The 13,396-nt window shown below is 73.1% G+C and carries 12 protein-coding genes; 10 read left to right on the top strand and 2 right to left on the bottom strand.

Annotated elements, in window-relative coordinates; genetic code table 11:
- The first annotated feature begins 116 nt into the window (after positions 1–116).
- The 7 genes from ftsZ to ACQPXG_RS16785 all read left to right on the top strand — a co-directional run bounded on the left by ftsZ (position 117) and on the right by ACQPXG_RS16785 (position 6,465).
- A complete protein-coding gene (gene ftsZ, locus ACQPXG_RS16755; RefSeq protein ID WP_433468616.1) occupies positions 117–1,586 on the top strand; it encodes a cell division protein FtsZ in 1,470 nt (489 codons plus the stop codon).
- Positions 1,583–2,311 (top strand): peptidoglycan editing factor PgeF, encoded by a 729-nt coding sequence (gene pgeF, locus ACQPXG_RS16760; protein WP_433468617.1) that lies wholly within the window; start codon positions 1,583–1,585, stop codon positions 2,309–2,311. Before ftsZ ends, pgeF begins: the two co-directional genes overlap by 4 nt.
- Positions 2,308–3,021 carry a YggS family pyridoxal phosphate-dependent enzyme gene (locus tag ACQPXG_RS16765; protein WP_433468618.1) on the top strand — a complete coding sequence of 238 codons (714 nt, stop codon included), beginning with the start codon at positions 2,308–2,310 and terminating at the stop codon, positions 3,019–3,021. The genes pgeF and ACQPXG_RS16765 overlap by 4 nt, the downstream gene beginning before the upstream one ends.
- A 105-nt stretch (positions 3,022–3,126) precedes the next feature.
- Positions 3,127–3,663 (top strand): cell division protein SepF, encoded by a 537-nt coding sequence (locus ACQPXG_RS16770; protein ID WP_433468619.1) that lies wholly within the window; start codon positions 3,127–3,129, stop codon positions 3,661–3,663.
- Positions 3,664–3,684: 21 nt separating this feature from the next.
- Positions 3,685–3,981 carry a YggT family protein gene (locus ACQPXG_RS16775; protein ID WP_089312594.1) on the top strand — a complete coding sequence of 99 codons (297 nt, stop codon included), beginning with the start codon at positions 3,685–3,687 and terminating at the stop codon, positions 3,979–3,981.
- Between the two features lie 57 nt (positions 3,982–4,038).
- Entirely contained in the window at positions 4,039–4,974 is a 936-nt protein-coding gene (locus tag ACQPXG_RS16780) for a DivIVA domain-containing protein (RefSeq protein WP_433468620.1), read from the top strand.
- A gap of 153 nt (positions 4,975–5,127) precedes the next feature.
- The gene (locus tag ACQPXG_RS16785) at positions 5,128–6,465 is read left to right on the top strand and encodes a hypothetical protein (protein ID WP_433468621.1); all 1,338 of its coding nucleotides are present in this window, start codon (positions 5,128–5,130) and stop codon (positions 6,463–6,465) included.
- A gap of 33 nt (positions 6,466–6,498) precedes the next feature.
- Here the strand turns inward: ACQPXG_RS16785 and ACQPXG_RS16790 are convergent, their stop codons facing one another.
- Positions 6,499–7,296, bottom strand: coding sequence for a DUF1707 SHOCT-like domain-containing protein (locus ACQPXG_RS16790; protein WP_433468622.1), 798 nt, complete (start codon positions 7,294–7,296; stop codon positions 6,499–6,501).
- A 93-nt stretch (positions 7,297–7,389) separates the two neighbouring features.
- Positions 7,390–10,563: an isoleucine--tRNA ligase gene (gene ileS, locus ACQPXG_RS16795; RefSeq protein ID WP_433468623.1), complete on the bottom strand. Its 3,174-nt coding sequence runs from the start codon at positions 10,561–10,563 to the stop codon at positions 7,390–7,392.
- Between the two features lie 720 nt (positions 10,564–11,283).
- On the opposite strand from ileS, the gene ACQPXG_RS16800 reads away from it, so the two are divergent.
- From ACQPXG_RS16800 to ACQPXG_RS16810, 3 genes are read left to right on the top strand one after another with little or no spacing between them, the layout of a single operon-like run.
- On the top strand, positions 11,284–11,685 hold the full coding sequence (locus ACQPXG_RS16800; RefSeq protein WP_433469981.1) for a TraR/DksA family transcriptional regulator: 402 nt from the start codon (positions 11,284–11,286) through the stop codon (positions 11,683–11,685).
- On the top strand, positions 11,658–12,389 hold the full coding sequence (lspA, locus tag ACQPXG_RS16805; protein WP_433468624.1) for a signal peptidase II: 732 nt from the start codon (positions 11,658–11,660) through the stop codon (positions 12,387–12,389). Before ACQPXG_RS16800 ends, lspA begins: the two co-directional genes overlap by 28 nt.
- Positions 12,389–13,321 carry an RluA family pseudouridine synthase gene (locus ACQPXG_RS16810; RefSeq protein ID WP_433468625.1) on the top strand — a complete coding sequence of 311 codons (933 nt, stop codon included), beginning with the start codon at positions 12,389–12,391 and terminating at the stop codon, positions 13,319–13,321. Before lspA ends, ACQPXG_RS16810 begins: the two co-directional genes overlap by 1 nt.
- The last annotated feature ends 75 nt before the right edge of the window (positions 13,322–13,396 follow it).

Here is a 13,396-nt window from a genome sequence, read left to right on the forward strand (position 1 = left end):
AAGTTGAGGGTGAGGGTTCAAACCCGCACCCAACATGCACACAGGTCGGGAACACCGCGGCGGCACGGTCGGCAGACCGGTCAGGGCGGTCGGAGAGAGCGGAAAGGCCCCTCGTCGTGGCAGCACCGCAGAATTACCTCGCGGTCATCAAGGTCGTCGGCATCGGCGGCGGCGGCGTCAACGCCGTCAACAGGATGATCGAAGAGGGACTCAAGGGCGTCGAGTTCATCGCGATCAACACGGACGCCCAGGCGCTGCTGATGAGTGACGCCGACGTGAAACTGGACGTGGGCCGCGAGCTCACCCGGGGTCTCGGCGCGGGCGCGAACCCCGACGTCGGCCGCAAGGCCGCCGAGGACCACCGGGAGGAGATCGAGGAGGTGCTCAAGGGCGCCGACATGGTCTTCGTCACGGCCGGGGAGGGCGGCGGCACCGGCACCGGCGGCGCGCCCGTGGTCGCTAACATCGCCCGCTCGCTCGGCGCGCTGACGATAGGCGTGGTCACCCGGCCGTTCAGCTTCGAGGGCAAGCGCCGCGCCATGCAGGCCGAGGCCGGCATCGAGACGCTGCGCGACGAGGTCGACACCCTCATCGTCATCCCCAACGACCGGCTGCTGTCGATCTCCGACCGGCAGGTCAGCGTGCTGGACGCGTTCAAGGCCGCCGACCAGGTCCTCCTCTCCGGTGTCCAGGGCATCACCGACCTGATCACCACACCGGGCCTGATCAACCTCGACTTCGCCGACGTCAAGTCCGTGATGTCCGGCGCCGGCTCGGCGCTGATGGGCATCGGATCTGCGCGCGGCGACGACCGCTCGGTCGCCGCCGCCGAGATGGCGATCTCCAGCCCGCTGCTGGAGGCCAGCATCGACGGCGCGCACGGCGTGCTGCTGTCCATCTCCGGCGGCTCCGACCTCGGCCTGTTCGAGATCAACGAGGCCGCGCAGCTGGTGTCCAACGCGGCCGCCCCCGACGCCAACATCATCTTCGGCGCGGTCATCGACGACGCGCTCGGCGACGAGGTCCGGGTCACGGTGATCGCGGCGGGCTTCGACGAGGGGCGCCCCGCCAAGCCGGCCCCCGGGCCGGAGAGCAAGCGGCTCCCACCGCCGCCGCCGCGGCCCGTCCCGCCGCCGGCACCCGCGCCCGCCGCCCCGGCCAACCCGATCCCCAGCCGGGTCGGGCGGGCCGAGGCCGCGGGAAGCCAGCCGTCCGCGCAGCAGCAGTCGGTGGCGCAGGCCGCCGCCGCGCCGTCCGCGCCGGCCCCCGCTCCGCCGCGGCCCGAGAGCGACCGGGCGCAGCCGGCCGCGCAGGGCCAGGGCGACCGGGCCGCCGGACGCGGCGAGCCCTCCCGGCCCGAGGGGACCTCGTCCGGGCAGCCCGGGCCTCCGGGCGACCGCGAGGCGGGATCGTCCGGCGAGTCCGGCGGTGCGCGCACCCCCGCGCCCCGCCCGCCCTCCGAGCAGGCGTCGTCCCGCGTGCACGCGGGAGAGAACGACGGCGGCCCCGCCTCCTCCGGGCAGCGCCGCCGTCCCGTGGTGTTCGACGAGGACGACGACCTCGACGTCCCCGACTTCCTGAAGTGATCACCGCCGTCGCCCTGGGCGACGGCGTCGGCGCCGGCTTCACCGGCCGCGCCGGCGGCGTGAGCAGGCCCCCCTACGACTCCCTCAACCTCGGCGGCGCGGTCGGCGACGACCCGGCCGCCGTCCTGGACAACCGGCGGCGCGCCGCCGCCGCGCTCGGCGCCGACCCGGGACGCACCGTCTTCATGCGGCAGGTGCACGGCGCCGACGTCGCGTTCGTCACGTCCCCCGATCTGCCCGGTCCGGTCGACGCGATCGTCACGACCGTCCCCGGCCTCGCCCTCGCCGTCCTCGTCGCCGACTGCGCGCCCGTGCTGCTGGCCGATCCCGCCGCCGGGGTCGTCGGCGCCGCGCACTCCGGCCGTCCCGGAACGGCCGCGGGCGTCGTGCCGGCGCTGGTGAAGGCGATGTGCGAACGGGGCGCCGACCCCGCGCGGATGACGGCCGCGATCGGTCCCGCCGCGTGCGGCCGCTGCTACGAGGTCCCCGCGCGGATGCGGGACGAGGTCGCCGCGGCCGTCCCCGCCGCCTACGCCACCACGTCGAAGGGCACGCCCGGTCTCGACATCCGCGCCGGTGTCGCCGAGCAGCTCGCCTCCGCCGGAGTGACCGCGGTGGACGCCGACCCGCGCTGCACGATCGAGGACCCGGTCCTCTACTCCTACCGTCGCGAGGGGAACACCGGCCGCTTCGCCGGGTATGTCTGGCTCAAGGAAGACGCGTGACCGGACCGGACGCTCCCGAGCGGCGCGCCGAGATCGCCGAGGGCGTCGCGGCGGTCCGGGCGCGCATCGCCGCCGCCTGCGCCGCCGCCGGGCGGGACGAGGGCGAGATCACGCTGATCGCGGTGACCAAGACGTTCCCCGCGTCCGACGTGCGGCTGCTGGCCGGGCTCGGGCTCACCGAGGTCGGGGAGAACCGCGACCAGGAGGCCCGCCCGAAGGCCGCCGAATGCGCCGACCTGCCGCTCACCTGGCACTTCGTCGGACGCCTGCAGACCAACAAGGCCCGCGCCGTCGCCGGGTACGCCGACGTCGTCCACTCCGTGGACCGGTCGAGGCTGGTCACCGGCCTGTCGGACGGCGCCGTCCGGGCCGGCCGCACGCTCCGCTGCCTCGTCCAGGTGTCGCTGGACGAGGCCGAAGGGCGGGGCGGGGCGGCCCCCGGCGCGGTCCCGGGACTGGCCGACGAAATCGCCGGGGCCGCCGGCCTGGAGCTCGGCGGGGTGATGGCCGTCGCGCCGCTCGGCGCCGACCCGCTGCCCGCCTTCACCCGCCTCGCGGGGGTCGCGGAGGAACTGCGGCGGAACCATCCGGGCGCCTCGATCGTCAGTGCGGGTATGAGCGGCGATCTGGAACAGGCGATCGCGTGCGGCGCGACACACCTGCGGGTCGGTACGGCGTTGCTCGGCGGCCGACGGGCAATCGTCAGGTAATGTCCCCCCAGTGGTACCTGCCGGAACGCGGGCCGCCACGACGGACCAGTCCACAGCGGTGCCGGACGCGCCCGGCCGCCGCATCCACAGGACACGGAGGGGCGTATGGCCAGCGCGATGCGCAAGATGGCGGTCTACCTCGGCCTGGTGGAGGACGACCGTTACGACGACAAGTACGGCGACTACGACGAGTACGAGGTCTACGACGAGGAGACCGACACCGGCCAGGGCCGTCGTCGCGAGGACGAATCCGGCGGTCAGCTTACCCGAGCGGAAGAGACCTCGGACCGGGATCGCGACCATCACTCCACGTCGACGATCGAGCGACGCTCCGTGGCGCTCTACGAGTCGGGTACCACCGACCTTGCGCGTATCACTACGCTGCACCCAAGGACCTACAACGAGGCGAGGACCATCGGGGAGCATTTCCGGGAGGGCACGCCGGTGATCATGAACCTGACCGAGATGGTCGACAGCGACGCCAAGCGTCTGGTCGACTTCGCGGCGGGTCTCGTGTTCGGCCTGCACGGCAGCATCGAGCGTGTTACCAACAAGGTGTTCCTGCTGTCGCCCGCCAACGTGGAGGTGACGGCCGAGGACAAGGCCCGGATGGCAGAACGAGGGTTCTTCAACCAAAGCTGAGAGTCGCATGCGAGAGTATCCGTGAACATCGTTGGATCCGTCCTGCAGGGCGTTCTGTACCTCTTCCTGCTGTTCCTGATCGGGAGGCTGGTCCTGGAGGTCCTGCAGTCGTTCGCCCGGCAATGGAAGCCGACCGGGGTGGTGCTGGTGATCGCCGAAGCGACCTACACGGTCACCGATCCGCCCCTGAAGCTGCTCAGGCGTTTCATCCCGCCCATCCGGCTGGGTAACGTTGCACTGGACCTCAGCTTCACCGTGCTCATACTTGTGGTCTGGGTCTTGATCGTCTTCGTCGGCTCCATATTCGGCGGAGGTTAGGTCGATCGGATACCGTCCTTCGGGGACAGACTCCAAGCGCGCCAAGGAGACGAGAACATGCCGCTGACACCCGCCGATGTGCGGAACAAGCAGTTCAGTACCACCAGGCTGAGGCCGGGGTACGACGAGGAGGAGGTGGACGCCTTCCTCGACGAGGTCGAGGCCGAGCTCGACCGCCTCATCCAGGAGAACGAGGAGCTGCGGGCCAAGCTGGCCGAGTGCCTGCGCGGCAAGGTCCCCGCCATGGCCGCCCCCATCGTGGAGCCGAAGCCGGACGTCCAGAAGATTCCCGAGCCTCCTCGTCCCGAACCGCAGCCGCAGCCCGAGCCGGAGCCCGTGCTCGGCGGCCTCGGCATGGCTCCCGCGCCCACCGGCGAGGACAACATGGACACCGCGGCCCGCGTCCTCGCGCTGGCCCAGCAGACCGCCGACCAGGCGATCGCCGACGCCCGCCGGGAGGCCGACGAGACGCTCGGCCGCGCCCGCCGCGAGGCCGAGGAGATCCTCGGCAAGGCCCGCCGGCAGGCCGACCAGATCGTCAGCGAGGCCCGCTCCCGCGCCGAGGCCCTCGACCGCGACGCCCAGGAGCGGCACCGCCAGGTCATGGGCTCGCTCGTGCAGCAGCGCGAGGAGCTGGAGCGCGAGGTCGACAACCTGCGCGCGTTCGAGCGCGAGTACCGCAGCCGCCTGAAGGTGTACCTGGAGGGCCAGCTGCGCGATCTCGAGGCGGGCAGCACCGAGACCGGCGCGTTCGCGGCCGTCCCGGGCGCGGCTCCGGCCCAGTCGCCGCAGAACCCCCCGCAGCCGGCCCCGCAGCCGAGCCCGCAGAACTCGCTGCCGCACGCCGAGAACCGCAACGGGACCGCGGGCGGACCGGCGCCGGCGCCGGCGCCGGGCGCCTTCCCGGCACCGGAGCACACCCAGCAGGTCCAGCACTCGGCGACCGGCGCGTTCCACTCGGGCGGCGACAACCCGCCGCACGACAGGCGCTGACCGGGCAGCCGCAGGCGATAGTGTCGTTCTGATCGCCGCGCCGGGGATGGCCGAGCCGCCATCCCCGCGGCGCCGGGCGGCCCCCTCGTGGCCGGCCGCCGGGCCCCTCGCGCGGCCCGGAACCGAGCGGTCCGAACGAGTGGGAGAGACCCTGTGATCATCCTGAGTGGCGTTCTCGTGGTGGTGGCGATCGCCCTGCTGGTAGCGGGAATCGTCGCCGGCAACGGAGACAGCGCACAGGTCTTCGGCCTGGACGCGCTGGTGGTGATCTACATATCGATCGCCGTCAGCATCGTCTCCGCGCTCTGCCTGGCCATCGGGGTGTTCCTGCGGCGCAAGGAGCTGTTCGGCCCGGGCGCCCCGCCCGCTCCCGCCCGCTCGGGCAAGAAGGCCAAGAAGAAGGACAAGCGCGGGAAGGCCGAGCCTCCCGCCCCGGCGGCGAACGCCCAGGGCGTGCCGGACGCCAAGCCTCCGGCCGTGGAGCCAGCCGACGACGAGGTGGAACTCCCCGCCCCGGCCGTCGACGTCCCGGACGACGCGCTCGTCTTCGTCGTCCGCGGCCGCAAGCGCTACCACCTCGACACCTGCCGGCAGCTCGCCGGCCGGGAGACCGAGGAGCTCACCTTCGCCGAGGCCAAGGAGGAGGGGTTCAGCCCCTGTACCGCCTGCATGCCCGACACCGCACTGGCGGCGCGCGCCGCGGTGTCGGCACCCGCGTCACCCGACGCGGGCAAGGCGGCGGGGGCCGGACCCGCGATCCGCGAGCCCGGCGTGGAGCGATCCGAGGGCGGCCTGGCGGGCCTCGCCAAGTCGGCGTCCGCGCCCACCTCGTTCGACGAGCCCCCCTCGTTCGACAAGCCCGCCTCGGGCGATCCCGGCGGCGCGTTCGACGCCACGACCGAGATCCCGCAGGCGGACGAGCCCGCCGCGGAACCGGACACCCCGGTGCGGGGTCAGGCGGGGCCGACCCGGGCGGACATCCCCGTCGCGGGCGTCTTCGCGTCCGGTATGGCGGGCGAAGAGCCCGAGGAGGCTCTCACGGCGCCGGAGAAGGCCGATCCCGCCGAAGCCGAGACGGAGGACGACTCCGCGGTGGAACGGCCCGCTGAGACCGAATCGGCGCCGCCGGACATCACCGTCGACCTCGGCTCCGCGGCGCTCGGCCTGGCCGACGCCCCGGCGCCCGCCCCGCGGCCCCGCGAGGAGGACGCCCCCGCACCGGAACCCGAGCCGGTCGCGGAGCAGGAGCCCGCCGAGCCGTCCGAGCCGTCCGAGCCGTCCGAGCCGTCCGCGGACGAGCCCGACGGCGACGGCCCGCAGGTCCGCATCCTGAGCGGCACCAAGCGCTACCACCGCGTCGACTGCGCCCTCATCGAGGACATCGGCGACGAGGCCGACGACCTGGAGTCGCTGTCCCGCGCCGAGGCCAAGTCGCGGGGCTGCACGCCCTGCCTGGTCTGCCAGCCCGACCGCGAGCACGTACGCGACTGACCGGCCCGCGCCCGGGCGGGCGCGGGGCCGGAATCAGCGGCCGCGGTGGCGCTCGTCCCGCAGCTCGCGGAGCCGGTCACGGCGCTCGTCCCGCCGCTGCCGCCGTTCCTCGTGCCGCTCCTGCTGCAGCTCCCGCATTTCCTCGCGGTGCCGCCTGTGCAGCTGGTGGATCTCCCGGTGCCGGTCGCGTCGCCCGCCCTTCTCCTTGGGCGCGCGGCGCTGCACCGAGACGCCGCCGAACAGCAGCATCCCGGTCAGCCGGATGACGGGCGCGTCCGGGTCGGTGGTGTCGTCCTCCGGCAGATCGTTCCCGCCGAAGATCGCCACGTTGGACCCGACGACCCTGACCCCGGGCGGCACGATCATGTGCACGCCGCCGAAGACGCAGTTGACGTTGATCGTCACCTCGCTCCGGCTGAGGACGGCCTGCCGGAAGTCCAGGTCCACTCCGCCGAACACGCACGACACGTTGGTGGTGGGCTCGACGAGCCAGCGGCCCTTCCGCTCCGCCCCGGAGAAGATCGCCACGATGTTGGGCGACTGCGGCGGGGGCGGCGCGAGCGGTTGCGGCTCCTTGCGCAGGTCCACCCGGGGGCGCGGCGCGTACTCCGGCGGCAGGTCGCTGAGGACGGGCTCCAGCTCGGCGTACGTCTTGGCGTTGTAGACGGCGTCGATGCGCTCGGCGTGCTCCTCCGGCGTGATGCGCCCCTCCGCCAGGGCCTCGCGCAGGCGGTCGGCGACCTCGTCGCGGTCGGCGTCCGACGCGCGCATGCTCGCGGGGGAGGGCCGCGCCGGAGGTTCGGAGCCCGAAGGCTGCTCGGGAAGATTCACCCGCCCATCATCGCAAACGCGATGTGTCGCGAAGAACCCCATCACGAAACTTCTCCGCCGGGCCGCATCCGGATGCGGCCCGGCGGAGAACGATCACGCCTTGCGGAGGTAGTAGGTGAGGCCCAGGTCCTCGTCGCGGGTGGCGGGGAGGCCCTCGGGGCGGCCCTCGGCCACCGTGGCCGCGAGGACCTCGGCGGCCAGCTCGCCGCCGTGGGTGCGCAGCGCCTCGGCGAGGTCGGTGCCGGTGGCCTCCCACCACAGGTCGATGCGGTCGGTGACCTCCAGCCCGGCGGCCTTGCGGCCCTCCTGGACGAGCCGGACGGCCTCCCGCACCAGGCCCGCGCGGCGCAGTTCGGGCGTGACGGCGAGGTCGAGCGCGACCGTCTCGCCGGCGGCGCTCTCCACCGCCCACCCGCTGCGCGGGCGCTCGGTGACGATCACGTCGTCGGGGCCGAGCGGCACCGTGCCGAGATCGGCGGCCTCGACCTCGGCGGAGCCCGCGCGCAGCGCCCGCACGAGGTCCGCCGGGCCGGCGGACGTGATCGCCTTGGCGACCTTCGGTGTGTCCTTGGCGTAGCGCTTGCCCAGCTCGCGGAAGTTGGGCTTGACCTCGTACTCGACCAGGTCGCCGCCGATCGAGGACAGCTCCTCGAAGCCGAGGACGTTCAGCTCCTCGGAGATCTGGGCGCGCAGCTGCGCGGGCAGCGCGGACCAGCCGGCGGCGCCGACGAGGGCGCGGCCCAGGGGCTGCCGGGTCCGGACGCCGCTCGCCGAGCGGGCGGCACGGCCCAGTTCGACCAGGCGGCGCACGAGCGCCATCTGCGCGGTCAGTTCCTCGTCGAGCAGTGCCTCGTCGACGGTGGGCCAGTCGGCGAGGTGCACGGACTCGGGGGCGTCCTCGGGGCGGATGACGTCCCAGACGTGGTCGGTGATGAACGGGACCATCGGCGCCATGAGACGGGTGAGGGTCTCCAGGCACTCGTAGAGCGTCGCGAACGCGGCCGAGCCCTCAGGCGTCTCCGGGCCCTCCCAGAAGCGCCGGCGCGAACGCCGCACGTACCAGTTGGACAGGTCGTCGACGAACTGGGAGAGGCGCCGTCCCGCGCGGGCCGTGTCGAACTCCTCCAGCGCCGCGTCGACCTCGCGGACCGTGCCGTGCAGCTCGGCGAGCGCCCAGCGGTCCAGGAGCGGACGGTCGGCCGGGGCGGGCGCCTCGGACAGCCGGTCCGGCGTCCACGCGCGGCCCTGCGCCTGCGCCGCGTTCGCGTACAGGACGAAGAAGGACGCGGTGTTCCAGTAGGTGAGGAGGACCTTGCGGACGATCTCCTCCAGGGCGGCGTGCCCGACGCGGCGGGACGCCCAGGGCAGCCCGTTGGCGGCCATGAACCAGCGGACCGCGTCGGCGCCGTGCTCGTCCATCAGCGGGATGGGCCGGAGGACGTTGCCGAGGTGCTTGCTCATCTTGCGGCCGTCCTCGGCGAGGATCAGCCCGAGGCACACGACGTTCTCGTAGGACGACCGGTCGAACACGAGCGTGCCGACGGCCATGAGGGAGTAGAACCAGCCGCGGGTCTGGTCCTGGGCCTCGCAGATGTACTGCGCCGGGTAGGAGCTCTCGAAGACCTCGTTGTTGCGGAAGGGCGCGCCCCACTGGGCGAAGGGCATCGACCCGGAGTCGTACCAGGCGTCGATGACGTCCGGGACTCGGCGCGCCTCCGTCCCGCACTCGGGGCAGGGGAACGCGATGTCGTCGACGAAGGGGCGGTGCGGGTCGAGGGCGGACAGGTCCTCGCCCGCCCGCTCGCCCAGTTCCTTGAGCGACCCGACGCAGGTGACGTGGTCCTCGTCGGCGCCGCACACCCACAGGGGGAGGGGCGTGCCCCAGTAGCGGCTGCGGGACAGCGACCAGTCGACGTTGTTGCGCAGCCACTCCCCGTACCGGCCGTGCTTGACCGTCTCGGGGTACCAGTTGGTCTTCTCGTTCTCCTCCAGCAGCCGGTCCTTGATCTGCGTGGTGCGGATGTACCAGGCGGGGAGCGCGTAGTAGAGCAGCGGCGTGTGGCAGCGCCAGCAGTGCGGGTAGCTGTGCTCGAAGTGGCCGCCGCGGAACAGCAGCCCGCGCGCGCGCATGTCGTCGGTGAGCGGCTCGTCGGCGTCCTTGAAGAACTTGTTGCCGACCAGGGGGACCTCGCGCAGGAAGCGCCCGTCCGGCCCGATCGGGTTGACGATCGGCATCCCGTAGCGCTTGCAGACGGCCATGTCGTCGCCGCCGAACGCCGGCGCCTGGTGGACGAGGCCGGTGCCGTCCTCCACGGTGACGTAGTCGCCCAGGACGACGTAGTGCGCGTCCGGGATGTCGACCAGTTCGAAGGGCCGCTGGTAGGTCGTCCGCTCAAGTTCGGTGCCCTGGAACGTGGCCAGCCGTTCGGCGCCCTCACCGAGCACCTGGTCCAGGAGGGGTTCCGCGACGACGAGCACCTCGTCCGACCCCTTCGGGCGGGCCGCGACGTAGGTGACGTCCGGGTGGACGGCCACGGCGGTGTTGGACACCAGCGTCCAGGGGGTCGTGGTCCAGATGAGCAGTGCGGCGCCCATCTCGGCGAGCGGGCCGGACGTGACGGGCATCCGCACGTACACCGACGGGCTGGACACCGTCTCGTACCCGCCCGGCTGGCCCAGCTCATGGTCGGACAGGCCCGTCCCGCAGCGGGGGCAGTACGGCGTGATGCGGAAGTCGCGGAAGAGCAGGCCCTTGTCGAACACCTGCTTCAGGGACCACCAGACGGCCTCGACGTACTCGGGGTCCATCGTCCGGTACGCCTGGTCGGTGTTGACCCAGTAGCCCATGCGCTCGGTCATCTCTTCGAACGCGTCCACGTGGCGCAGGACCGATTCGCGGCAGCGGGCGTTGAACTCCGCGACGCCGTACTCCTCGATGTCCTTCTTGCCGGTGAGGCCGAGCTCCTTCTCCACGGCGACCTCGACGGGCAGCCCGTGGCAGTCCCAGCCGGCCTTGCGCGGGACGTGGTGGCCCTTCATGGTCTTGAAGCGGGGGAAGACGTCCTTGAACACGCGGGCCTCGACGTGGTGGACGCCCGGCATGCCGTTGGCGGTCGGCGGCCCCTCGTAGAACACCCACGGGGTACCGGACGCGGTGCGTTCCAGCGACCGCTCGAAAACCTTGTTCTCCTGCCAGCGGCGCAGCATGTCCCGCTCCAGGGCGGGCAGATCGACCTGCGCGGGCAGCGGCCGAAAAGCTCGGCTCACGATGGCGGACCTCCGGATCGACGTGGGCACGTTGACCGGAGGGACGAGGCGTACGCCCCGCGGTACCACCCTCCTTGGCCATGCCTGGACGGCACGGCCCGCTTCGTTCGAGTCTCGGCTGCCGGGTCTCGCGCGCTCCGTGGAGGGAGGCGGTTCTTCCGGCGGCTCCGGGGTGATCAGACCGCCGGGCTCGCCCCCGGGCTCGCACCGTCCCCGGGTCGCTCATGGCTGCGTGCGGCGGCAGGTGTCCCCATCAGCGCCTGCCATACGACTGCTCGTCCAGACTTTAACGCACGCCGGTCCCTTCCTCTTCCCGTTTTCCGCGCCGCGCGGGGCCGCGCGGTTCCTTTGCGATCTCGTGCGGTGTCCTGGGGTTTCCCGCCGATCGGCGACCGGGCATAAGCGGTCGGTAACACGGCCCAGGTTGTTTACCGTGTCTGAGAGAGGGGACCAATGCTGCCCGCACTGCCCGTCGAGGCGACCAGCGCGAGGGAGGCCGACATGCCCGGCGCGAGGAAGGGCGCGACGCCCGCCGCAAGCAAGACCCGGGGCCCGGCGCGGCCGTCCCAGAGCAGGACGGCGACCGGGAGGACGGCCGCGGCCAAGCCGCCCGCCGCCACGAGTCCCGCGGCCGCGGGCGCCGCCGCGAAGCAGGGCAGGCGGGCGCCGGCGAAGGCGGGGAAGGCCGGCAAGGCGGGGGTGCGGGACCGGCGGGAGCCGGTGACGGCGACGGCCGCGGCGCTGCCGGTCCGCGAGGGGGAGCACCAGTGGACGCCGGAGGAGCTCGCCGAGGTGCGGGCCGGCCTGGAGGAGCAGATCTCGGCGCTGCGGGCCGAGATCGCCGCGTCCGCGAGCCAGATCGCCGAGGGCGACACCAGCGACGGGGCCGGCGACGACCAGGCCGACGCGGGCGCCAAGACCTACGAGCGCGAGCACGAGCTCGCGCTGGCCTACAATTCACAGGACCTGCTCGCCCAGATAGAGCGGGCCGTCCAGCGGATGGAAGCCGGCACGTACGGGACCTGCGAGTCCTGCGCCAAGCCGATCGGCAAGGCGCGCCTCCAGGTCTTTCCGCGTGCGACCCTGTGTGTGACATGCAAACAACGCGAGGAACGTCGCTGAGCGACTCAACGAACCCAGAGCGCGAGGCCGGGGAGACCACGGGGTCTCCTCGGCCGCGCCGCGTCGGCGTGCTGGTCGGCGTGGCCCTGGCCGCGCTCGCCGCCGACATCGTGTCCAAGATCGTCGTGGTGGCGACGCTGCAGGACCGGGAGCCGGTCCGGCTGCTCGGCGGGCTGCTGACGCTGCGCGAGACCCGCAACAGCGGCGCCGCGTTCTCGATCGGCACCGGCTACACGATCGTGTTCACCCTGATCGCCTGCGGCGTGGTGGTGGCGATCCTGCGGACGGCCCGCAACCTGCGGAGCGCGCCGTGGGCGGTCTGCCTCGGCCTGCTGCTCGGCGGCGCGATCGGCAACCTCATCGACCGGCTGCTGCGGGCCCCGGCCCCGCTCAAGGGCCATGTCGTCGACTGGATCCAGCTGCCGCACTGGCCGGTGTTCAACCTGGCCGACTCGGCGATCGTCTGCGGCGGTGTGCTGGCCGTCCTGCTGGCGGCGCGCGGGCTCCAGGTCGACGGGACGCGCATCACCGGCAAGGACCAGGCCCCCGGCGAGGACGAGACCGGCCCCGCGAGCGAGACCGCCCCCCAGGCCGGGAAACCCGAACCGGAGGCCGGGTCCAAGGCCGATGACGAGGCCGATGACGCGCCCGGGCCCGAGACCCGCGACGAGGCCGAGGTTCCGGCGCCGGAGGAGAAGTCCTGATGGGCGAGGTGCGCAGCCTCCCCGTGCCGGACGGCCTGGAGGGCGAGCGGGTCGATGCCGCGCTGGCCCGGCTGTTCGGGGTGTCGCGGGGCAGCGCCGCCGAGATCATCGCCGCCGGCGAGGTGCTGCTGGACGGCGCCCAGGTGGCCACCAAGTCCGAGCGGCTGCGCGCCGGCGCCTGGCTGGAGGTCACCCTCCCGCCGCCGCCCGCCGCGCCCGCGCCGGTCCCCGAGCCCGTCCCCGGGATGGGCGTGCTGTTCGAGGACGACGACATCGTCGTGGTCAACAAGCCGGTCGGCGTCGCCGCCCATCCCACGACCGGGTGGACGGGCCCGACCGTCCTCGGCGGGCTGCTCGGTGCCGGGCACACGATCGCGACCAGCGGCGCGTCCGAGCGGCAGGGCATCGTGCACCGGCTGGACGCCAACACCACCGGGGCGATGGTCGTCGCGAAGAGCGAGGTCGCGTACTCGCGGCTCAAGCGCGCCTTCAAGGAGCGCCGCATCGACAAGCGCTACCAGGCACTCGTCCAAGGGCATCCCGACCCGTTCCGCGGGACGGTCGACGCGCCCATCGACCGGCACCCCTCCGGCGACGGACGGTTCGCCGTCGTGGCGGGCGGCAAGCCGTCCGTCACCCACTACGACACCGTCGAGGCGTTCCGGGCCGCGACGCTGCTCGACATCGACCTGGAGACGGGACGCACCCACCAGATCCGCGTGCACATGTCCGCGATCCGGCATCCGTGCGTCGGCGACATGGCCTACGGGGCCGACCCGACCCTGGCGGAGCGGCTCGGTCTCGGGCGGCAGTGGCTGCACGCCGTCCGGCTGGGTTTCGACCATCCGACGAGGGGCGAGTGGGTGGAGTTCGAGAGCCCCTACCCGGACGACCTGGCCCGCGCCCTGGAGATCGTCGAAGCGGAGTCCTGACCCGCGGAGGCCGGACGGCCGGGTTCGGGGCGCGTCGGGGCGCGAGTGACGGGTGAAGCGGTTAGGCTCGCACCA

Source organism: Spirillospora sp. CA-128828 (genome assembly GCF_050945415.1).
GTDB lineage: Bacteria > Actinomycetota > Actinomycetes > Streptosporangiales > Streptosporangiaceae > Spirillospora.

Bases quoted from the DNA above. Each gene is read 5' to 3' on its own strand.
- ACQPXG_RS16770 (WP_433468619.1), top strand. From the start codon at position 3,127: ATGGCCAGCGCGATGCGCAAGATGGCGGTCTACCTCGGCCTGGTGGAG.
- ACQPXG_RS16780 (WP_433468620.1), top strand. From the start codon at position 4,039: ATGCCGCTGACACCCGCCGATGTGCGGAACAAGCAGTTCAGTACCACC.
- lspA (WP_433468624.1), top strand. From the start codon at position 11,658: ATGCAAACAACGCGAGGAACGTCGCTGAGCGACTCAACGAACCCAGAG.
- ACQPXG_RS16810 (WP_433468625.1), top strand. From the start codon at position 12,389: ATGGGCGAGGTGCGCAGCCTCCCCGTGCCGGACGGCCTGGAGGGCGAG.